Here is a 20,184-nt window from a genome sequence, read left to right as displayed (position 1 = left end):
CTCAGGCCGCCTTTCCGAGAGTGTGCAGCGCGTCCAGCGGGACGCAGTCGGCGTCGAGCGCGGTGGCGAGCCGCCGGGCCAGCCCGAGCCGGATCGGCCCCGACTCGCAGTCGACCACCACGGAGGCGACGTCGGCCAGCGACGGCACCACGGTCAACGGGTCCGGACCGCTGGTCGCCCGACCGTCGGTCACCACCACCAGCAGCGGCCGGCGGCGCGGGTCGCGGCGGCGTTCGGACTCCAGGGTCCGGGCCGCCTGGCGCAGCCCGGCGGCGAGCGGGGTACGGCCACCGGTGCGCAGTTCGGCCAGGCGCAGCACACCGACCTCGTGGCTGGCGGTCGGTTCCAGCACCGTACTCGCCCCGGTACCCCGGAACGTGATCATGCCGATCTTGTCCCGCCGCTGGTAGGCGTCGCGCAGCAGGGACAGGACGGCGGTCTTCACCACCCGCATCCGGCGGCGCGCCGCCATCGACCCGGAGGCGTCCACCACGAAGAGCACCAGGTTCGCCTCCCGCCCGACGTGCACCGCCTCGCGCAGATCCGAGGCCGTCACCGTGCGGGCTCCGCGCCGGGCGGCGGCCAGCAGGGTGGCGGGCAGGTGCAGGCTGGTCAGCCGGCCGGCCGGCAGCCGGGCCCCGACCACCCGACCCCGCCGGGCGTACGCCGGGGAGCGTCGGCCGGTGTGCGCGCCGGTCCCCCGTCCGCGTACGGCCAGGGCGCGAGTCCGGTACGGGCTCGTCGCCGCGACCGTCGGCTGGTTCCCGGCGGTCGGCTGTTCCGTCGTCTGCTCCTCCGTCCGCTGCTCCGGTACGGGTTGTTCGGCCGGGTCGGTCTGCTCCGGTCCGGTGGTCGGCGGGGGCGGCCCGTCGGATGTGTCCGGCCCCCGGTCGGGTCCACCCGGTGGCGGGCCACCGCCGGGTCCCTCCGGCGGACCGTCGGGCGGCCCTCCGTCCGGGTCGTCGTCGGGTCCGGCCGGCGGGTCGGGCTCCGGATCGGCGTCCGCGCCGTGCTCCCGCAGCAACTCCTCGAGTTTCTCCTGGTCGGCGCCGGGCGGGTCGAGCGGGTCCCGGCGGCGGCGGTGCGGCAGGGCGAGCCTGGCCGCGGCGGCCACGTCGTCGGCGGTCACCACGTCCCGGTCGTGCCACGCGGCGAGCGCCACCGCCGTCCGGGCCACCACGATGTCGGCGCGCAGCCCGTCCACCCCGTACGCGAGGCAGATGGTGGCGATCCGGTCCAGTTCGTGGTCGGGCAGCCGCACTCCGGGCAGCCGTCGACGGGCGACCGCGATCCGCTCGGCGAGTACGGCATCCTCGTCGATCCAGCGCGCCGCGAAGCCCACCGGATCCGTCTCGTACGCGAGCCTCCGCCGGACCACCTCGGCCCGGGGGGCCGTCTCGCGGGGCGCGGTGACCGCGACCACCAGCCCGAACCGGTCCACGAGCTGGGGGCGGGGTTCGCCCTCCTCCGGGTTCATCGTGCCGACGAGCAGGAACCGGGCCGCGTGCTTGACCGACACCCCGTCGCGTTCGACGTGCGCCCGACCCATCGCGGCGGCGTCCAGCAGCAGGTCCACCAGATGGTCCGGCAGCAGGTTGACCTCGTCGACGTAGAGCACCCCGCGATGGGCGGCGGCGAGCAGCCCCGGCTCGTACGCCTTGATCCCGTCGGCCAGGGCACGTTGCAGGTCGAGGGTGCCGACCACCCGGTCCTCGGTGGCGCCGACCGGCAGCTCGACCAGGGTGGCGCGGCGCCGCTGGCCGACCGCCCCCGGTTCGTGCGGGCCGTCCGGGCAGTCCGCGTCCGGGTTGGCCGGGTCACAGGCGAACCGGCAGCCGGGGACGACGTCGACGTCGGGCAGCAGCGCGGCGAGCGCCCGGACGATCGTCGACTTGGCGGTGCCCTTCTCACCCCGGACCAGCACCCCGCCGATCGCCGGGGAGACCGCGTTGAGCAGCAGGGCCAGTCGCAGTTCGGCCAGGCCGACGACGGCAGAGAACGGGTACGGCGGGGTCATCGCCCGCTCAGGCGCGCAGAAGCCATGCTCAAGTCCCTTCCGCGGGTATCCACGCCCGCGTGTGGCTGGGTGTCACCGAGCGGTCGGAGTCTCCTGACTCCCGGATCGACGCTCCCCCTCGACCTTCCGGCCGCTCGGCCGTGGCCCGTACGTGAGGGGTCGCTCCCCGGTCACAGTGGCGGGACCGCCCCGGACTCGCACCGGGTTCCTCCGCGCACCGCTCGTGCAGGCCATGCTGTCCCACCGACCGGTCCGTCGTCAACGTGACCACCGCGACCGCGCCGTGCCCGGTTCGTCTTCCGTACCGACCGGGTAATCGATGGCCATGGCATTCTTCGGGGAACGTCGGCGGCCACCGGTGCCGCTCTTCGTCGGTCTCGGGATCGTGGTGATCGTCGGGTTCGCGATCGCCACGGTCCAGGTGTGGCGCAACGACAACGCGTTGCGGGATCACGGTGAACGAACCACCGCCCGGGTGGTGGAAGTCGATGCGGGCAGGGCCAATCGGACCGAGGTCGAGTTCCGTACGTCCGACGGCCGGCAGGTGCGGGCGTTGATCGGTCAGGGCGACGAGGCGCCCGGTCCCCCTCCGGCGCTCGGCGACGAGGTGCCGATCGTGTACGACCCGCAGGACCCGCAAGCCGACGTCAACGACGCCCGCGCCGGTGAGAACCACGACACGGCGTACCTGTTGCTGGGAGTGACCCTGTTCGGCGGGATCGGGGTGCCGCTGGCAACCTGGGCGCTGGTTCGGGCGAATCGGCGGGACCGGGTGGGGTGATGGTGGGGAGCGGGGCGCCGCCGGCCGAACTGCCGGGCCGGCCGTCCTCGGGTGAGCCGGCCTCCGACCCGTCATGGATCATGGGCCCGCAGCGGGCGCCGGGGCGTGCGACCTGCCGGAGGTCGAGCACCGGGACGGGGAGACGGATTGAGTCGCGGAAGTGTCCTGAGGCTGGCCCTGCTCGCGCTGATCTGGGGGTCCGGCTTCCTCTGGATCAAGCTGGCGCTGGACGGGTTCACCCCGGTCCAGCTCGTCCTGTTCCGGCTCCTGCTCGGAGTCGCGGTACTGGCACCCATCGCCCTGGTACGGAGGCTGCCCTTCCCGACCCGTCGGGTCATCTGGGCGCACCTGGCCGTCGCGGCGCTGTTCGCCAACGCGATCCCGTACACGCTCGTGGGGTTCGGCGAGCAGACCGTGGGCTCGAACGTCGCGGGTGTGCTCAACGCGACCACACCACTGTGGACGGTGCTGGTGGCCGTACTGGCGGGGACGGACCGGACGGTCAGCGTCGGACGCGGGGTGGGCATCGCACTCGGTTTCGCCGGGACCGTGCTGATCTTCACACCCTGGGAGTCGGCCGGTGACATCGCGAGTTGGGGCGGGCTGGCCTGCCTCGCCGCCGCCGCGAGCTATGGCGTCAGTTTTGTCTACATGGGTCGTCATCTCACCGGCCGGGGCATTCCCCCGATCATGCTCGCGACCTGCCAGCTCGCCGCCGGCGCGGCGCTGCTCACGCTCGCCCTGCCCTTCGGTGGCCTGACCGCGCCGACGTGGGGCGTGGTGCCGGTCGGCAGTCTCCTGCTGCTGGGCACCGCCGGGACCGGGCTCGCCTACGTACTCAACTACCGCCTCATCAACGACCTCGGATCAACCGCCGCCTCGACCACCACCTACCTCCTCCCCGTCGTGGCAGTCCTACTGGGCGCCCTCGTCCTCCACGAACCCGTAACCCTCCCCACAATCACCGGCACAGCCCTGGTCCTAACCGCCATCTCCCTGGTCCAACGACGCGTCGATCATGAAGTTAGCGACGCCGCGGAGGCCGAAAACCCGCGCTAACTTCATGATCAACGGGGTGGGGTGGCGGGGTGGGTGGGGAGGCCGGGGGTTTGGGTGTCTATCGCCAGGAGGGCGCCGTCTTGGGGGTGGCGGTGGTGGGGGGTTAGGGCGTGGTGGGCGGTGGTGATGAAGAGGCGGGTCAGGGTTGGGCCGCCCAGGCAGACGCTGGTGGGTTGGGCGGTTGGTAGGCGCAGCTCGCGATCGAGGGTGCCGTCGGGGCGGTAGCGGCGGACGGCGTACCCGCCCCAGAGGGCCACCCAGAGGTGTCCGGCCGCGTCGACCGTCATGCCGTCCGGGGCGCCCTCGGCGGGGGCGAACCGCAGGAACGGTTCCCGGCCGGAGAGGTCACCGGTGCGCGGGTCGACGGTGAACCGGTCCACCTCGCCACGGGGCGTGTCGGCCAGGTACATGGTGGTGCCCGTGGCGTCGAACGCGGGCCCGTTGGCGATGGTCAGGCCGGTGACGACGGGGACCGGCGCGCCCGACCCGGCGTACCGGTAGAGGGTGCCGGCGCCGGGAGTGGTGTCGTACGCCATGCTGCCGGCCCAGAAACGGCCGTGCGGATCCGCGACCGCGTCGTTCATCCGCGCGGGTGAGGGGTTGGCGCTCTCCAGGTCGGCGACCTGACGGTAGCCGTCGGTGCCGGTGAGCGCGGCGATGCCGGTGCCGGTCGCGGCGAGCCAGCCGTCGGGCTGCCCGGCGATCGGCGCCACCGCACCGAGCGGGGCGTCCAGCCGGCGGAGTTCACGCAGCGGTGCGGGTGCGTCGCCGGTGGTCTCCAGCAGTCGGCCGGCGAGCAGGTCGACCAGGACCAGCCGGCCGTCCACCCAGCGGGCTCCCTCGCCCAACTCGAACCGGTCGTCGCTCCACGGGGTCGGCTCGGTGAGCCGCATCGTTTCCTCCACAGGGGTGCTCAGCGGATGGCGGGGACAGGCTTTCTCGGCGAATGGCTGGTCAGCGTACGGCGCTGCCGGGCGCGTGGTCGAGCAACGACAGTTCGGTACGGGTGGGTAGTCCCTCCCAGTCGCCCCGGGTGGCGACCGCGAACGCGCCGGTGGTGACGGCCCGGTCGAGCCGGCCTGCCACGTCGAGCCCGTCGAGCAGCCCCGAGAGCAACCCGGCCACGAACGCGTCTCCGGCACCGACGGTGTCGACCACCGGCACCGCTCGGGCCGGAGCGTGCACGCTGCCGTGTGCACCGTGGCTGGTGGCGCCCTGCCCGCCGTGTTTCACGACCACCTCCGGCACACCGGCGGCCAGCAGTGCGGCGACCGGATCCGGGTCGTCGGTCAACACGCCCAGTTCGTCGTCGGAGGCGACCAGGAGGTCGATCGAGGACAACAGTGGACGCAGCGCGGCGGCGGCCGACTCGACCGACCAGACGCGCTGCCGGTGGTTGACGTCGAGGCACACCGTCGTCCCGGCGGCTCGGGCCGCGTCGACCGCCGCCGCCACCGCCGCGTACGGCTGGGTGCCGAGCCCGGCGGTGATGCCCGTGACGTGCAGGATCCGGGGTGTCGGGGCGGCGTCGGCGAAGGCCGGCGACACGTCCTGCGGGCTCAACCGGGAGCCGGCCGACCCGGTCCGGTAGTAGCTGACCCGGCTGATGTCGCCGACCCGCGCCTCGAACAGGATCAGTCCGGTCGGGGCGTCCGGGTCGATCCGGGCCAGTCCCAGGTCGACGCCTTCGGCGCGCAGCGTACGGCGGATCAGCTCGCCCGGTTCGTCGGCGCCGGTCACCCCGACCCACCGCACCCGGTGGCCGAGCCGGGCCAGGCCGATCGCCACGTTCGACTCGGCACCGGCAACCGACAGCGAGAGCGTGCCGCCCAGCCGCAGCGGTGCCGCCGCCCGGAACGCCGCCATCGTCTCCCCGAGCGTCAGCACGTCGAACCGGGGAGAGTCGTCGGACGACACGTCGAACCCGGAGGCGGGGGCGTCGGTGCCGGGTATCGGTGTGCCGGTCACGATGCCCCGCCGGCCGGGGCGACCGCCGTCACGGCGAGGAAGTCGGCCACCCGTTGCCGGAGGGCGGCAAGGTCGCCGCCCCGCACCGCGTCGCCGACCAGGGGCGAGCCGACACCGACCGCGATCGCGCCCCGGTCGAGGTAGTCGCGGGCGCCGGCCGCGTCGACCCCGCCCACCGGTACGAACGGGGTCTGCGGGAACGGGTCGCGCAGGGCGCGCAGGTAGTCGGGGCCGCCGACCGAGGCGGGGAAGAGCTTGACCGCGGCCGCCCCGCCGGTGGTCGCCTGGACCACCTCGGTCGGGGTGAGCGCACCGGCCAGCACCGGCAGCCCGAGCCGGGCGGCCTCGGCGAGGCTGGGCGCGAGTGCCGGGGTCACCAGGTAGGTCGCACCGGCCTCGGCGGCCTCCCTGGCGTCCTCGGCGGTGAGGACGGTGCCGGCGCCGAGACCGTACTCGGTGCCGAGGGCGGCGCGGGCCCGGCGCAGCACCCCGAGAGCGTCGGTGCTGGTCAGCGAGACCTCGATCAGGTTGATCCCGCTGTCGGCCAGGGTCAGTACGGTCGCCAGCGCGGCGTCCGGGTCGCTTCCCCGGACGATCGCCAGCAGCCGGTGGGTACGCAGGGAGTCGAGCAGGTTCATCGGTGGTCGCCTCCGGGCGATCGACGGACGGAAGTGGATCAGTGGGCAGAGCTGGATCGATGGGCGGAGATGGTGAGCCGCCAGTTGACCTCGCCCCCGGCCGGCACCACCGCGACATCCGCCCCGGCACCAGCCTCGGCGCCGTCGAAGACTCCCGCGCCGGCCTCGGAGCGGTCCGCGACTCCCGGACCTCCCTCGGAGCGGTCGAAGACGCTGCCGAGCATGGGTTCGACGCCGATGCTGCGGTACGGGCGGTCGGCGGGCCAGCCGCGCAGGTTGCGCCAGACGGCGGTGGACCGGGGTTGGTCGACGCAGTCGAGTCGCAGGGTGAGGGTGTCCGTACCGTCGACCACCCGTACCTCGGCGCAGCCGACGAGTACGGCGCCGACGGCGGTGCCGTCGTCCGGGCCGAGCCGGTCCAGCGGCAGTCCCGCCGGTTCGGGCCAGGCGGCGGTGTGCCACGGCCGGCCCGCCGGCCATCCGCCGTCGTCCGGCAGGGCGCCGGGACCATCCGACACCGTCGGGCGGACCAGCTCGGCGGCTTCCGGGTAGAGCCGGGTCGGGGTGCCGGCGGGTGCCACCAGCCGGGCTTCGGGGCCGAGGTCGAGCAGGGCGTGTGCGGCCCAGACGAACCGGTATCCGGCGGCGGCCCGCAGCCGGTAGTCGGCCACCACCACGCCGCCCTCGTCGGTCAGCGTGCGGGTGAGGGTGAAGTCGGGACAGTCGACGGTGGCGGTCGCGGGGTCCGTCAGGCGCCAGGGGCGGGACCAGGCGTCGCCGTGGTCCGGTGTGCCCCGCACGGTCGGTACGCACTCCTCCAGCCCGCCCGCGTCAACGAACGGGTCGCCGGGGAGGACCTGGTCACGTCCGCTGTCGGGGCCGGTCCAGAGCCACTGCCGGCCCCCGCCGGTGAGGCTGGTCCACCGCCCGCCGAGGCGGTGGTCGTACGCGACCCGCAACGGGACCGGTGCTGCCGGGAGCGATGGGCCGGTCACCATTCGGCAAAGGATCCGTCGTCGTGCCGCCAGACCGGATTACGCCAGGCGTGCCCCTCCCGGGCGGCGGACCGGACCGCCGCCTCGTCCACGGTGATGCCGAGCCCGTGCCCCTCCGGTCGGCGGATGTGCCCGTCGACGAACCGGAACGGCTCCGGGTCGATCACGTAGTCGAGCAACTCGGCGCCCCCGTGGTAGTGCATGCCGATGCTCTGTTCCTGGATCAGGAAGTTGGGGGTGGCGAAGGCGATCTGGAGGCTGGCGGCGAGCGCGATCGGGCCGAGCGGGCAGTGCGGGGCGAGCACCGCGCCGTACGGCTCGGCCATGGCACCGATCCGGCGTACCTCGGAGATGCCCCCGGCGTGGGACAGGTCCGGTTGCAGCACCGCGACCCCGGCCTGGAGCGGGGTGAGGAACTCGGCCCGACCGAAGAGCCGTTCCCCGGTGGCTACCGGGACCGGGGAGGCGGTGACGACGTCGTGCAGCAGATGCCCCTGTTCGGGCAGGAGGGGCTCCTCGACGAAGAGGGGGTGGAACGGGGCTAGTTCCGGCAGGATGCGGCGGGCACCGGCGGCGGTGGCCCGGCCGTGGAAGTCGATGGCGACGTCCCGGTGTTCGCCGAGCACCTCCCGGGCGGCGGCGACCCGGCGGACCACGCCGGCCACCTCGGCGGCGGTGGGGATGGCGGAGAGCTGGCCGGAGGCGTTCATCTTCACCGCGGTCATGCCGGCGGCGACCTGGGCGGCGATCGCGTCGGCGACCTCGCCCGGATCGTCCCCACCGACCCAGGAGTAGACCCGGACCCGGTCCCGGACCGGGCCGCCGAGCAGGGCGTGCACCGGGGCGCCGTACGCCTTGCCGGCGATGTCCCAGAGTGCCTGGTCGAGTCCGGCGACGGCGCTGGAGAGCACCGGCCCGCCCCGGTAGAAGCCGCCCTTGGTGAGCACCTGCCAGTGCTGTTCGATCCGCAGCGGGTCCTCACCGATCAGGTACTCGGAGAGCACCTCGACCGCGCTGCGTACCACCTCGGCGCGCCCCTCCACCACGGGCTCGCCCCACCCGATCAACCCTTCGTCGGTCTCCACCCGGCAGAACAGCCACCGGGGCGGGACGAGGAAGGTCTCGATTCGGCTGATCTTCACCGGGTGCCTTTCTGTTGACGTACCTTTTCGACGTCCCGGACGGCCTTGTCCAGCAGTCCCCGCATGGCCTGTTCGGCGCCGGCGCTGTCCCCGGCGCGGATGGCGTCGACGACCGCGCGGTGGCTGGGTACCGGGTCGTCGTACTGCTCGACGCCGTGTACGAGGCGGTCACGTTCGGCGAGGCCGGTCTCCATCACCACCTCCATCCGCACCAGCAGCTCGTTGTGGGTGGCGGCGAGCAGGGCGCGGTGGAAGGTGAGGTCGGCGCCGACCGCGGCCACCGGGTCACCGTCGGCGGCGGACATCTCGGCCAGGGCGCTGTCGAGGCTGTCGAGGTCGGCGTCGACGGCCCGGGTGGCGGCGAGCCGGGCGGCGGCCGGCTCGATGATGCTGCGCACCTCGTGCAGGGCGTCGAGCAGGCGCGGGTCGGCTCCGTCGGCGAACTGCCAGCGGATGACGTCGCCGTCGAGCAGGTTCCAGTCCGACCGGGGCCGGACGAAGGTGCCGCGCTTCTGCCGGGCGTCGACCATGCCCTTGGCGGTGAGCACCTTGAGCGCCTCGCGCAGCACGGTGAGACTGACGTCGAGCTCCTGTTGGAGGGCGGCGAGGTTGAGGGTCGCGCCCTCGGCGATCTCGCCGGCCAGGATGCGTCGGGCCAGGACCTCGACGGTCTGGCCATGGATGCCGCGGCGTGCGTACTGTGCCAATGCTCTGGGTGCCTTCTCGCTCGTCAGGGTCGATGGTTCAGGCCGAGGCTTTCACCGCGGTCCAGCCGCCGTCCACCACCAGGCTGGTGCCGGTGACGTAGGCGGCGTCGGGTGAGGCGAGGAAGGCCACGGTGGCGGCCACCTCGTCCGGGGTGCCGAACCTGCCGGCGACCGTCTGGGCGACGCTACGCGCTCTGTCCTCTTCGGACACACGATCCCACGCGGCGGTGAAGATCGGTCCGGGCAGCACGGTGTTCACCCGTACGTCCGGGCCGTACTCCACGGCGAGCTGGCGGCCGAGGGAGACCAGGCCGCCCTTGGCCGCCGCGTAGGCCGGATGTCCGGGCAACCCCACGAGCGCGTGTACGGAGGAGACGATCACGACCGCGCCCCGGTTCGCCCGCAGGTCGTCAAGGCAGGCGCGGACGCCGAGGAAGGCGCCGGTCAGGCAGACCGCGATCTGCCGGTCCCAGGATTCGCGGCTGGTCTCGTGCGCGGGTGCCACCTCGTTGAGGTGGGCGTTGCTGACCAGGATGTCCACCGGCCCGAGCCGGTCGCGTACGGCGGCGACGGCGGCAATCCAACTGTTCTCGTCGGCCACGTCGGAAATCACCGAATGTGCGCACCCACCGGCCGCTCTGATCTCCTCGGCGAGGGGCTCCGCGTCACGCAGGTCGGTGAGTCCGACCGCCGCTCCCTCGGCAGCAAGCCGCCGGGCGACAGCCGCCCCGATGCCGCCAATTGCACCTGTGACCAGGGCAACCTTGCCTTCAAGCCGTCGCATATGCTGGCTCACCGTCCGCCGAACCTCGATGATCAAATCATTAATTACGAAGAAATCTTGACAGTCGCCGGCCCCAGATGCAACCTTCTGATCACACCGTTTACAGGACCGACACACCGCGATCCGTGACGCACCGTGTCGTTGAGGAAGGGACACACCCCCGTGAGCGACTTCGACCCCAGTCGTCGCCGGTTCCTTGGGCACGTCGGCCTCGCCGGCCTGGGCGTGCTCGGAGCGGGCAGCCTGGTCGGCTGCGCCAGTTCCGCCAGCAGCCCCGGCGGAAGCGGTAGCGCCACCGGCCCGATCACCCTCCAGTCGAACCTCTCCTCCCCGCAGGCCAAGGCCGCGATGGAGAAGATCATCGAGAACTTCAACAAGCAGGGCAAGGGCACCGCGACGCTGAACACCATCGCGTCCGAGACCTACCGCACCCAGCTACCGACGTACCTGACCTCGGCCAACCCGCCGGACCTCTACACCTGGTACGCCGGCTCCGTCGCCAACGACTACGCCAGCAAGAACCTCCTGCTGGACGTCTCCGACGTGTGGCAGGGCATGTCGGACTACCCCGAGTCGCTGCGCACCCTCTCCACCGACGCCTCCGGCAAGAAGATCTTCGTCCCGATGAACAACTACTGGTGGGGCTTCTTCTACCGCAAGTCGAACTTCGCCAAGTGGGGCGTACAGGAGCCGAAGACCTGGGCCGAGTTCATCACGCTCTGCCAGACCCTCCAGAGCAAGGGCATCCCGCCGATCGGCATCGGCCTCGGCGACACCCCGTGGGTCGCGTCGGCCTGGTTCGACTACCTGAACATCCGGATCAACGGGGCGCCGTTCCACCGCGAACTGCTCGCCGGCAAGCAGCGCTTCGACGACCCGAAGGTCAAGGCGGTCCTGGAGAAGTGGCGCGAGGTGCTGCCGTTCTTCGACCCGAAGGGCAAGGCGTACCCGTTCCAGGAGGCGACCACCGCGCTGCTGGCGGGCAAGACCGGGATGTTCCTGATCGGCACCTTCTTCGCCGACGCCGCCCCGAAGGACGCCCTCGGCGACCTCGACTTCTTCCGGTTCCCGATCATCGACCCGGCGGTCCCGGTGGCCGAGGAGGCGCCGACCGACGGCTTCTTCGCCAGCGCCAAGGCGGGCAACCCGACCGGCACCAAGGCGCTGCTCACCTACCTCGCCTCCGCCGAGGCGCAGGAGGCGTACGTCGCCGCCAGCTCGGGGATCGTGCTGCCGGCGAACCCGAAGGCCAAGGCGTCCGACTCGCCGCTGGTGGTGAAGGGCAAGGCGATGCTGGACAGCGCCAAGGAGCTGACCCAGTTCTTCAACCGCGACTCCAGCGACGCCCTCCAGCCCACGGCCGACACCGCACTGACCAAGTTCATCGACAAGCCCGACCAGATCGACGCGATCCTGCGCGAATGGCAGGCCGGAGCCGAGAAGGTCTTCAAGGGCTGATGACTTCCGTCGACGAGCGGGTGCTGGCGCCGGACGCGCCGGCACCGGCCAGCACCCGCCGGCGGCGGCGACGGGGCAAGCCCCTGTCGCCGCTGCTGGTGGCCTTCGTACTCGTACCCTTCGCGGTCGAGAGCATCTGGGTGTTCTGGCCCGCCCTGCAGGGATTCTGGTTCTCGCTGACCCGGTGGGACGGACTCGAGCCGCCCACGTACATCGGCTTCGACAACTACGCCGAGTTGGCCGGCGACGCGACCTTCCGGGGTGCGCTGGTCAACACCGTGCTCTGGCTGGTCCTCTTCGGGGGCCTGTCGGTCCTCGGCGGGTTCGGGATGGCGCTGCTGTTGCAGCGGGAACGGCGCGGGGTCGGGTTCTACCGGGCCGCGCTGTTCACCCCGGTCGTCTTCTCGCTGGTGGTGACGGCGCTGGTCTGGCGGGTCTTCTACCAGCCGGACGGGGTCGCCGACGAGCTGTTGCGCGCGGTCGGGTTGGAGCACCTGATCCGCCCCTGGCTCGCCGACCCGGACACCGCCCTGTACGCGGTGATCCTGCCCGCCCTGTGGCGGCAGATCGGTTACGTCATGGTGCTGTTCCTGGCCGGGCTGAAGGCGATCGACCCCGCCCTGCACGAGGCGGCCAAGATGGACGGCGCCAACAACTGGCAGCGGCTGTGGAACGTGACGATCCCCCAGTTGCGCGGTGTCAACGCGGTGGTGCTGTCGGTCATCGTGATCGACTCGCTGCGGTCGTTCGACATCGTCTGGGCGTTGACCCGCGGTGGGCCGTACCACTCGTCGGAACTGCTGAGCACCTACATGTACTCGACCGCGTTCCAGAGCCTGCGGCTGGGTTACGCGTCCGCGATCGCCGTCGTCATCTTCGTGCTCGCGCTCGCCGTCATTCTCGGCTACCTGGTACGCGCGTTCCGGGAGGACGCATGATCCGCGCACTGCGCACCGGCTCGTTCCACCTCGGCATGAGCCTGCTGTCGCTGCTCTGGCTGGCCCCGATCCTCTGGGTGGTGGTGATGTCGACGCGTACGTTCGACGACATCGCCGCCAACGGGGTCGGCAGCCTGCCGCACTCGTTCACGCTGGACACGTACCGCCAGGCCTGGACCGACGGCGGTGAGCTGCGCGCCCTGATCAACAGCATGCTGGTCACCGTGCCGGCGGTCGCCCTGAGCCTGGTCCTCGCGGCGCTGGCGGCATTCGCGCTGGCCCGCTTCCGGATCCCCGGCCGGCGCACGATCCTGCTGCTCATGCTCGCCGGAAACCTGCTCCCACCGCAGATCCTGCTCATCCCGGTGGCCAAGTTCAGCGAGCTGACCGGGACCTTCGACACCCTGTACGCGCTGATCGCGGTGCAGGTCGGCTTCGGGCTCGGCTTCTACACGTTCGTGCTGCACGGCTTCATGCGCGACCTGCCGAACGAGATCCAGGAGGCGGCCACCATCGACGGCGCCGGGCCCGGTCAGATCTTCGCCCGGGTGATCCTGCCGCTGACCCGACCGGCCCTCGCCGCGCTCGGCGCGCTCTCCTTCACCTGGATCTTCAACGACCTGCTCTGGGCGATCACGGTGCTGCGTACGGACGACAACATGCCGGTCACCCCGGCCCTGCTCGCGTTGCAGGGGCAGTTCGTGTCGTCCTGGAACGTCATCGCCGCCGGTACGGTGATCGCCGCGGTGCCGACCCTGCTGGTCTTCCTGCGCTTCCAGCGCCACTTCGTGTCCGGCCTCGCGATCGGAGCGGTGAAATAATGAACCGGATTTGGTGGGCACGGCGATCGTGGGCTCGGCGGGAGACCCGATGAGCCGCGGTGATCAGACCCGGCGGGTGTGGACGCTACGGGGGGCGAGCACGGAGTACACCGTGGCGGTGCCGGAGGTGCCGGAGCACGGACGCTGGCTCGAACTCGTCGCCTGGGGTCCGCACGGCGTCAGCGACGGCCCCTCCCCCGTCGGCTACGACGGACCGACCCCGTTCCTCACCGCCGGGGACGCCGCCCCGATCGAGTACGCCACCGACGCCAACCGCCCGTTCACCGGCCCGGATCTCGTGGTCGAGACGGCCACCGGCGACCGGCGGGTCTCCTGGCGGTGGAGCCACACCGAGGCCGACGCCGACCAGCGGCAACTCGCCGTCGGCTTCGCCGACCCCGTCACCGGGCTGCGCGCGGTGATCCGCTACGAGATACCGGCCGGCACCGATGTCGTACGCCGGTGGGTCGAGCTGACCAACGACGGCCCCGCGCCGCTGCGACTGGTCCGGGCCGGCTCGGCCGGGTTCTGCGTGCCCACCCCGCACGGCGCCCGGCTGAGCTACCAGTGGGGGCAGTGGGCCCAGGAGTTCCAGCTCGACCACGTCGATCTCGGCCACGGGGGCTTCACCATCGGCAGCGCCCAGGGTGTGCCGGGACACCTCTACGTACCGTGGCTCGCTGTCCGGGACACCGCCGACCCGGACGGGTCGACCTGGGGCATGGCGCTGGCCTGGACCGGTTCGTGGGAGATCACCGCCGACCGGGACACCGGTGGCCTGACCCGGGTACGGGTCGGCCGGAACCTGCCCGACGGTCCGCTGGACCTGCCCGCCGGTGCCAGCCTCACCCTCCCGGTCGCCGCCGGTGCCTACAGCCCGGACGGGTTGGACGGGCTGGCCCGGGTCTGGCACACCTACCAGCGTCAACTCGCGGGCGAGCGGCTCTCACCCCGGCCGGTGCTCTACAACTCGTGGGAGGCGACCTACTTCGCGGTCGACGCGGACAACCAGCTCGCGCTGGCCCGGATCGCGGCCGACCTGGGCGTGGAGACGTTCGTGGTCGACGACGGGTGGTTCGTCGGGCGCCCGGACGACCACGGCGGGCTGGGCGACTGGACCCCGGATCCGGCCAAGTTCCCGGCCGGCTTCGACAACTTCGTGAAAGAGGTACGCGCGCTGGGCCTGAACTTCGGGCTCTGGGTCGAACCGGAGTGTGTCAGCCCCCGCTCGAAGCTCTACGCCGAACACCCCGACTGGGTGTACGCGATCGACGGTCGGCCGATCACCCCGGTCCGCAACCAGTACCTGCTCGACCTCGGCCGGCCCGAGGTCGCCGAGTTCGTCCACTCCACCGTGGACGGTCTGCTGCGCCGGCACGACATCAGCTACCTGAAGTGGGACTTCAACCGGCCGCGTACGGAACCGGGCCGGGGCGGCGCGGGTGGTCGGGTGGACCTGGACGGGGCCCACGTGGCGAACCTGCACCGGATCTACCGGGACCTGCGCCGGGACCACCCGCACGTGGTGATCGAGGCGTGCGCCGGTGGCGGTGCGCGTACCGACCTGGCGATGGCGGCACTGTCCGATGTGTTCTGGCCGAGCGACAACACCGGCCCACTGGACCGGCTGGCGATCCAGTACGGCTTCCTGCACGCCAACGCGCCGCACCTGCTCAGCTCGTGGGTGACCGACTCACCCGGACTGTTCGATCCGCGTCCCCGGTCGCTGGCGTTCCGGTTCGTGCTGGCGATGGCCGGGGTGCTCGGCATCGGGGCCGACATCCGGCACTGGAGTCCCGAGCAGCGTACGGAGGCCGCCGCCTGGATCGCCCGCTACAAGGAGATCCGCGAGATCGTCATGCACGGCACCGTGCACCTGGTCGGCGGGCCGGACCGGTCCCGCTGCGCGGTGCAGTACACCTCCCCCGACGGGGGCACGGTTGTGGTGCTGGCCTGGCACACCGGCCGGCTCGACGGCGCGGGCCTGCTGCCGTCCCGCGCGGTCCGGTTGCCCCTGAGCGGGCTCGACCCGGCAGCCCGCTACCGGCACGACGAGCGGCACTACTCCGGCAGTCATCTGCAGGCGGTGGGCCTTCCGGTGCACTGGACCGCGACCCACGACGCCGAACTGGCCGTCCTCCGGCGCGTCTGACCGGGTCGGCAAGGGCTCCCTCCCGTACGGGTGGGAGCCCTTGCCCACTCGTACCCTCGTGCCGGAACGAGAGAAACGCTCGCGATCGGCCGGGCGCCGAATGGCCGAGCCATTTTGATCGCGAATTTCCGGGCGTGTCCCTTGAGGATTGCCCGAATAGGAACCAATATAGGTGGTTTGAGACGGCAATCGGGCAGGAATCCGCGACGTTCTGTCGAACTAGTCGTTGGTACGGGTGAATCGGCTCACGCCAACAGGCGATCCACGGCGTGAGCGCCTAGCGTCCGGAACGGCCCCCATCGCGGCCGGAACACTTCCATACCGCTTTGCCCGGTACTTCGGGCCTGTGGCCGGCAGTTCAGGCCGCACCGCCCGAGATACGCATGTGAGCACCGGGCCGACATTGGAGCGATCCTGAACGTACGGCATCCGCTGCACCGATTCGCAGCTGGTACCACCGTCCTGACCGTCACCGCCCTCTGGCTCCCGCCGGCAGCCATCGGGGCCCGACCCGAACCGGAAGAACGCTCGACAGTCGAGACCAGCGCCGCTCTGGAGGCCTCAGCCGAGGCCCGACTGCTCGCCGCCGAACGCGCCGATCGCGCGGACCGGCTACCCAGGATTCCACCGGCACTCCCCGCCACACCGACGGCCACGGCGACGACGCCACCGAAGGCGAAGGCGACCAAGGAGAAGGCGAAGACCCCCAGCAGGGGCACCGCCAGCACGCCGAAGAGCACAACCTCCACCGCGCCGGCGCGGAAGAAGTCAACCGGCACCCCGAAGCCGGGCACCACGGTGAAACCCCCGTCCGGCGCCGCCGGAACGGTCGTCTCGTACGCGCTGGCCCAGGTGGGCAAGCGCTACGTCTACGGAGCGTCCGGCCCGAACAGTTTCGACTGCAGTGGCCTGGTCGCGGCAAGCTACGCCCGGGTCGGCATCAAGTTGCCGCACCAGAGCGGAGCGATCGCCAGCCGCGGCCGGCGTGTCCCAGCCGGGCAGTGGATGCCCGGAGACGTCATCTACACACCCGGTCACGTGGCCATCTACCTGGGCAACAACAGGATGGTCGCGGCGACGAAGCCCAGCACGGGGGTACGGATCGGCACGGTCCGGGGCGGAACCGCGTACCGGTTCCTGTAAAGCCCGGTAGGCCGATCGGCAAGACGGACCAACACGTGGTGCCCGGAGCAGTGCTGCTCCGGGCACCACCCCGTTCCCGGCCCGTGATACCAGGAGTGGCGGGCGCCGGTGCTCCGGTGAGCCCGCCACGACCACAAAGACCACAACGAACTCCGCGACCGCAATCGTGACCCGAGTCACTCGGACCGGAAGCATCTACGCAACCCAGTGGAAACGCTGCGGCAACAGATGCCGATCCCGGCCGAGGAGACAACGATGACAGACGTTCGAGGCACGGCGGGACTCCGATCCCGTGGCGGCCCGTACTCACCCGGCCGTGGATCGGCGGTCCGGCGCCGTGCCGCCGCGCTGGTGTGCGTACCGCTGCTGGCTCTCGGGACCGTCGGCTGCGCCAAGGACGGCGACGACGCCGGCTCGGACGCGGCGGTGAAGTACCCGACCAGCACCCTGGAGCTGATGGCACCGGCCGCACCGGGTGGCGGTTGGGACAGCACCGCGCGGTCGCTGCAGAAGGCGCTGACCGACAGCAAGCTGGTCACCGAGTCGGTCGAGGTCTACAACGTGCCCGGCGCCGGTGGCACCCTCGGCCTGTCCCAGCTCGTCACGAAGAACAAGGGTGACTCGCACCAGCTCATGGTCACCGGTCTGGTGATGATCGGCGGCGTGGTGACCAACAAGTCGCCGGTCAAGCTGAGCCAGGTCACGCCGATCGCCACGCTCACCGCCGAGCAGGAGGTGATCGTCGTCCCGACCGACTCGAAGTACACCACCCTGCAACAGCTCATGGCCGACGCGAAGTCGAACCCCTCGTCGATCAACTGGGGTGGCGGTTCGGCCGGGGGCACCGACCAGATCCTGGTGGGCCTGCTCGCCAAGGCGGCCGGCGCGGACCCCAAGGCGATGAAGTACATCGCCTACTCCGGCGGCGGCGAGTCCAAGGCGGCGCTGCTCTCCGGTGACCTGACCGCGGCCGTCTCCGGCGCGAGCGAGTACTCCGACCTGGTCGCGGCCGGCAAGCTGCGCGCTCTCGCGGTCTCCGGTCCGACCGGCATCGACGTCGGCGCCGGCAAGCCGACCCCGACGATCAAGGAATCCGGGTACGACGTGGAGCTGATGAACTGGCGCGGGCTGGTGGCGCCACCCGGGATCAAGGCCGGTGAGCGGGCCGCCATCATCAAGCTGATCGACGACCTGCACTCCTCGGCGCAGTGGAAGCAGACCCTCACCGACCAGAAGTGGGAGGACTTCTACCGCAGCGGGGACGAGGCCAAGGCGTACTTCGAGAGCGAGAACACCCGGATCACCACGGTCCTCAGCGAGATCGGCCTGGCCGGTTAATGGCTCTGCCGACAACTGACGCACAGGGGAGGGTGGACCCGCGGGTCGCCCTCCCCCGGGCGCCGTGGGGACCCCGGATCCTCGGCGCCGTCCTGCTGGCGGTGGGACTGTTCCTCGCCTGGACCGCGTACGACTCGGCCGAGGGCGACTTCTCGGCGGACGGACCATGGCTGGCGCCACTGGTGGTGACGGCCGGCTGGGTGGTCCTGTCCGCCTGGTACCTGGTCGGCCAGTTCGTCCGCCCGGCAGGCTCGGCCGACGCCACCCCGACCACAGTGGAATCGACCGACGCCGTGGATCCGGCGCTCCGATCGGAAACGGTCCGCGAGCCGGCACCGGCCGACGGAACCGCTCCGGCCGACAGGGAACCGGGCGCCGGTACGGAACCGGCCGACGGTACGAACCTGCCCGACGGTACGGAGCTGGTCGACGAGACCGAGGCGACCGGGCCGGTGCAGTGGCTCACCCCGGTCCTGCTCGGCGTGGCGCTGCTCGGTTACGTGTTCGTCCTCGACCCGGTCGGCTTCGTGATCGCCTCGGCGGTCTTCTTCGTCGCCGCCGCCCGGATCCTCGGCAGCCACCACTCGGTCCGGGACGTGCTGGTGGCGGTGCCCCTGGTCCTCGCCATCTATCTCGGCTTCACCCAACTGCTCGAGATCTCACTGCCGTCCGGAGTGTTGCCGCTGTGAACGTCTTCGGAGACCTGCTCAGCGGCTTCGGCACCGTGCTGGAGCCGCAGTACCTGCTCTACGCCGCGATCGGGGTCACCCTCGGCACCTTCGTCGGGGTGCTTCCCGGCATCGGTCCGGCGCTGACCATCGCCCTGCTGCTGCCGGTCACGTTCAGCCTGGACGACCCCATCGGGACGTTCATCATGTTCGCCGGGATCTACTACGGCGCCATGTACGGCGGCTCGACCACCAGCATCCTGCTGAACACCCCGGGTGAGTCCGCCTCGGTGGCCACCGCCATCGAGGGTTACCAGATGGCCAGACGGGGTCGGGCCCGCGCCGCCCTGGCCACCGCGGCGATCGGCTCGTTCGTCGCCGGGACCATCTCCACCCTGCTGCTCACCCTCTTCGCGCGGCCGGTGGCCGCGCTGGCGGTCGAGTTCCGGGCGGCGGACTACTTCGCCCTGGCCCTGCTGGCCATGGTCGCGGTCACCGCACTGGTCGGCCGTTCCCTGGTACGGGGGCTGCTCTCGCTCAGCCTGGGACTCTTCCTCGGCCTGGTCGGGCTCGACGGGCTCACCGGCCAGGCCCGGTTCAGCTTCGGCACCCTGGAACTGCTCGACGGCATCGACGTCGTGGTGATCATCGTCGGGCTGTTCGCCATCGGCGAGACGCTCTATGTGGCGAGCCGGCTGCGGCAGCTCCCCGAACACGTCACCCCGCTGGAGCCGGGTCGGGGCGGCTTCGGCTGGCTCAGCCGGTCGGACTGGTCCCGGTCCTGGCGCCCGTGGCTGCGCGGCACCGCGGTCGGCTTCCCGTTCGGCGCCCTGCCGGCCGGTGGCGCCGACATCCCCACCTTCCTCTCGTACACCTTCGAGAAGTACCGCTCGAAGAACAAGGCGGAGTTCGGCAAGGGTGCGATCGAGGGGGTGGCCGGTCCGGAGGCGGCGAACAACGCCGCGTTCTCCGGCGTACTCGTGCCGCTGTTGACCCTGGGTATTCCGACCTCGGCCACGGCGGCGGTGATGCTGGCCGCGTTCCAGATCTTCAACCTGCAACCCGGCCCGCAGTTGTTCGACAAGTCACCGGAGCTGGTCTGGGCGCTGATCGCGTCGCTCTACGTCGGCAACGTGCTGCTGTTGGCGCTGAACCTGCCGCTGATCCGGCTCTGGGTGAAGGTGCTCCAGATCCCCCGCCCGCTGCTGTACGCGGGCATCCTGGTCTTCGCCACCCTCGGTGTGTACGCCGCCTCGAACGACATCACCCAGGTGCTGATCGCGTACGGGATCGGGGTGATCGGGTTCTTCATGCGGCACTACGACTTCCCGATCGCACCGGTCATCCTCGGCGCCATCCTCGGCCCGATGATGGAACTGCAGTTCCGCCGCACCCTCGTGCTCAGCAACGGGGACCTGAGCGTCTTCGTCACCCGCCCGCTGACCGCCGTACTGCTGTCGCTGGTGGTCCTGGCGGTGGTGGTCCCGTACCTGCCGAGGATCATCGCTCGGCTGCGGGGCAGGTCGGCCAGATCGGTGCAGCGCCTGGCCTTCGGCGAGGACGACTGAGACGGCA

Annotated in this window: 18 protein-coding genes and 1 riboswitch; of the genes, 10 read left to right on the top strand and 8 right to left on the bottom strand. The window is 71.5% G+C overall.

Translation table 11 applies throughout. From position 1 onward, the window contains the following. Position 1: 1 nt before the first annotated feature. Positions 2-2,017: a VWA domain-containing protein gene (locus tag ACWEFB_RS28605; protein WP_452290314.1), complete on the bottom strand. Its 2,016-nt coding sequence runs from the start codon at positions 2,015-2,017 to the stop codon at positions 2-4. Between the two features lie 87 nt (positions 2,018-2,104). Continuing rightward, positions 2,105-2,227: riboswitch (cobalamin riboswitch) on the bottom strand. 115 nt (positions 2,228-2,342) lie between these two features. Between ACWEFB_RS28605 and ACWEFB_RS28600 the strand changes: the two genes are divergently transcribed. Together ACWEFB_RS28600 and ACWEFB_RS28595 are read left to right on the top strand one after the other, a co-directional pair. Beyond that, on the top strand, positions 2,343-2,798 hold the full coding sequence (locus ACWEFB_RS28600) for a DUF3592 domain-containing protein (protein WP_452290312.1): 456 nt from the start codon (positions 2,343-2,345) through the stop codon (positions 2,796-2,798). Between the two features lie 147 nt (positions 2,799-2,945). Beyond that, positions 2,946-3,857: a DMT family transporter gene (locus ACWEFB_RS28595; RefSeq protein ID WP_452290310.1), complete on the top strand. Its 912-nt coding sequence runs from the start codon at positions 2,946-2,948 to the stop codon at positions 3,855-3,857. Positions 3,858-3,865: 8 nt separating this feature from the next. Here the strand turns inward: ACWEFB_RS28595 and ACWEFB_RS28590 are convergent, their stop codons facing one another. The 7 genes from ACWEFB_RS28590 to ACWEFB_RS28560 all read right to left on the bottom strand — a co-directional run bounded on the left by ACWEFB_RS28590 (position 3,866) and on the right by ACWEFB_RS28560 (position 10,091). Beyond that, on the bottom strand, positions 3,866-4,750 hold the full coding sequence (locus ACWEFB_RS28590) for an SMP-30/gluconolactonase/LRE family protein (protein ID WP_452290308.1): 885 nt from the start codon (positions 4,748-4,750) through the stop codon (positions 3,866-3,868). Positions 4,751-4,811: 61 nt separating this feature from the next. Further along, positions 4,812-5,825, bottom strand: coding sequence for a sugar kinase (locus ACWEFB_RS28585; protein ID WP_452290306.1), 1,014 nt, complete (start codon positions 5,823-5,825; stop codon positions 4,812-4,814). Next, positions 5,822-6,463, bottom strand: a complete 642-nt coding sequence (locus tag ACWEFB_RS28580; protein ID WP_452290304.1) for a bifunctional 4-hydroxy-2-oxoglutarate aldolase/2-dehydro-3-deoxy-phosphogluconate aldolase — start codon at positions 6,461-6,463, stop codon at positions 5,822-5,824. Before ACWEFB_RS28580 ends, ACWEFB_RS28585 begins: the two co-directional genes overlap by 4 nt. A gap of 38 nt (positions 6,464-6,501) precedes the next feature. Continuing rightward, positions 6,502-7,461, bottom strand: coding sequence for a hypothetical protein (locus ACWEFB_RS28575; RefSeq protein WP_452290302.1), 960 nt, complete (start codon positions 7,459-7,461; stop codon positions 6,502-6,504). Then, on the bottom strand, positions 7,455-8,600 hold the full coding sequence (dgoD, locus tag ACWEFB_RS28570; protein ID WP_326558837.1) for a galactonate dehydratase: 1,146 nt from the start codon (positions 8,598-8,600) through the stop codon (positions 7,455-7,457). Before dgoD ends, ACWEFB_RS28575 begins: the two co-directional genes overlap by 7 nt. Continuing rightward, positions 8,597-9,307, bottom strand: a complete 711-nt coding sequence (locus ACWEFB_RS28565) for a FadR/GntR family transcriptional regulator (protein ID WP_452290300.1) — start codon at positions 9,305-9,307, stop codon at positions 8,597-8,599. Before ACWEFB_RS28565 ends, dgoD begins: the two co-directional genes overlap by 4 nt. Before the next feature lie 37 nt (positions 9,308-9,344). After that, positions 9,345-10,091, bottom strand: a complete 747-nt coding sequence (locus tag ACWEFB_RS28560; RefSeq protein WP_452290298.1) for an SDR family NAD(P)-dependent oxidoreductase — start codon at positions 10,089-10,091, stop codon at positions 9,345-9,347. 162 nt (positions 10,092-10,253) lie between these two features. Here ACWEFB_RS28560 and ACWEFB_RS28555 point away from each other — a divergent pair, with 162 nt between their 5' ends. The 8 genes from ACWEFB_RS28555 to ACWEFB_RS28520 all read left to right on the top strand — a co-directional run bounded on the left by ACWEFB_RS28555 (position 10,254) and on the right by ACWEFB_RS28520 (position 20,177). Then, on the top strand, positions 10,254-11,549 hold the full coding sequence (locus ACWEFB_RS28555; RefSeq protein WP_326558840.1) for an ABC transporter substrate-binding protein: 1,296 nt from the start codon (positions 10,254-10,256) through the stop codon (positions 11,547-11,549). Then, entirely contained in the window at positions 11,549-12,487 is a 939-nt protein-coding gene (locus ACWEFB_RS28550; RefSeq protein WP_326558841.1) for a carbohydrate ABC transporter permease, read from the top strand. Before ACWEFB_RS28555 ends, ACWEFB_RS28550 begins: the two co-directional genes overlap by 1 nt. Next, positions 12,484-13,308, top strand: coding sequence for a carbohydrate ABC transporter permease (locus ACWEFB_RS28545; protein WP_452290295.1), 825 nt, complete (start codon positions 12,484-12,486; stop codon positions 13,306-13,308). The genes ACWEFB_RS28550 and ACWEFB_RS28545 overlap by 4 nt, the downstream gene beginning before the upstream one ends. Positions 13,309-13,357: 49 nt before the next feature. Continuing rightward, positions 13,358-15,460 carry an alpha-galactosidase gene (locus tag ACWEFB_RS28540; RefSeq protein WP_452290293.1) on the top strand — a complete coding sequence of 701 codons (2,103 nt, stop codon included), beginning with the start codon at positions 13,358-13,360 and terminating at the stop codon, positions 15,458-15,460. Positions 15,461-16,258: 798 nt separating this feature from the next. Next, the gene (locus ACWEFB_RS28535; protein WP_326558844.1) at positions 16,259-16,603 is read left to right on the top strand and encodes a C40 family peptidase; all 345 of its coding nucleotides are present in this window, start codon (positions 16,259-16,261) and stop codon (positions 16,601-16,603) included. Between the two features lie 255 nt (positions 16,604-16,858). Further along, positions 16,859-17,941, top strand: coding sequence for a Bug family tripartite tricarboxylate transporter substrate binding protein (locus ACWEFB_RS28530; RefSeq protein WP_326558845.1), 1,083 nt, complete (start codon positions 16,859-16,861; stop codon positions 17,939-17,941). 32 nt (positions 17,942-17,973) lie between these two features. After that, complete coding sequence (locus ACWEFB_RS28525; protein ID WP_452290290.1) at positions 17,974-18,630, top strand: tripartite tricarboxylate transporter TctB family protein; 657 nt, start codon at positions 17,974-17,976, stop codon at positions 18,628-18,630. After that, positions 18,627-20,177 (top strand): tripartite tricarboxylate transporter permease, encoded by a 1,551-nt coding sequence (locus ACWEFB_RS28520; RefSeq protein ID WP_452290288.1) that lies wholly within the window; start codon positions 18,627-18,629, stop codon positions 20,175-20,177. Before ACWEFB_RS28525 ends, ACWEFB_RS28520 begins: the two co-directional genes overlap by 4 nt. Positions 20,178-20,184: the final 7 nt, after the last annotated feature.

Source organism: Micromonospora sp. NPDC004704 (assembly GCF_053601675.1).
This window is presented reverse-complemented; position numbering and strand designations above follow the sequence as displayed.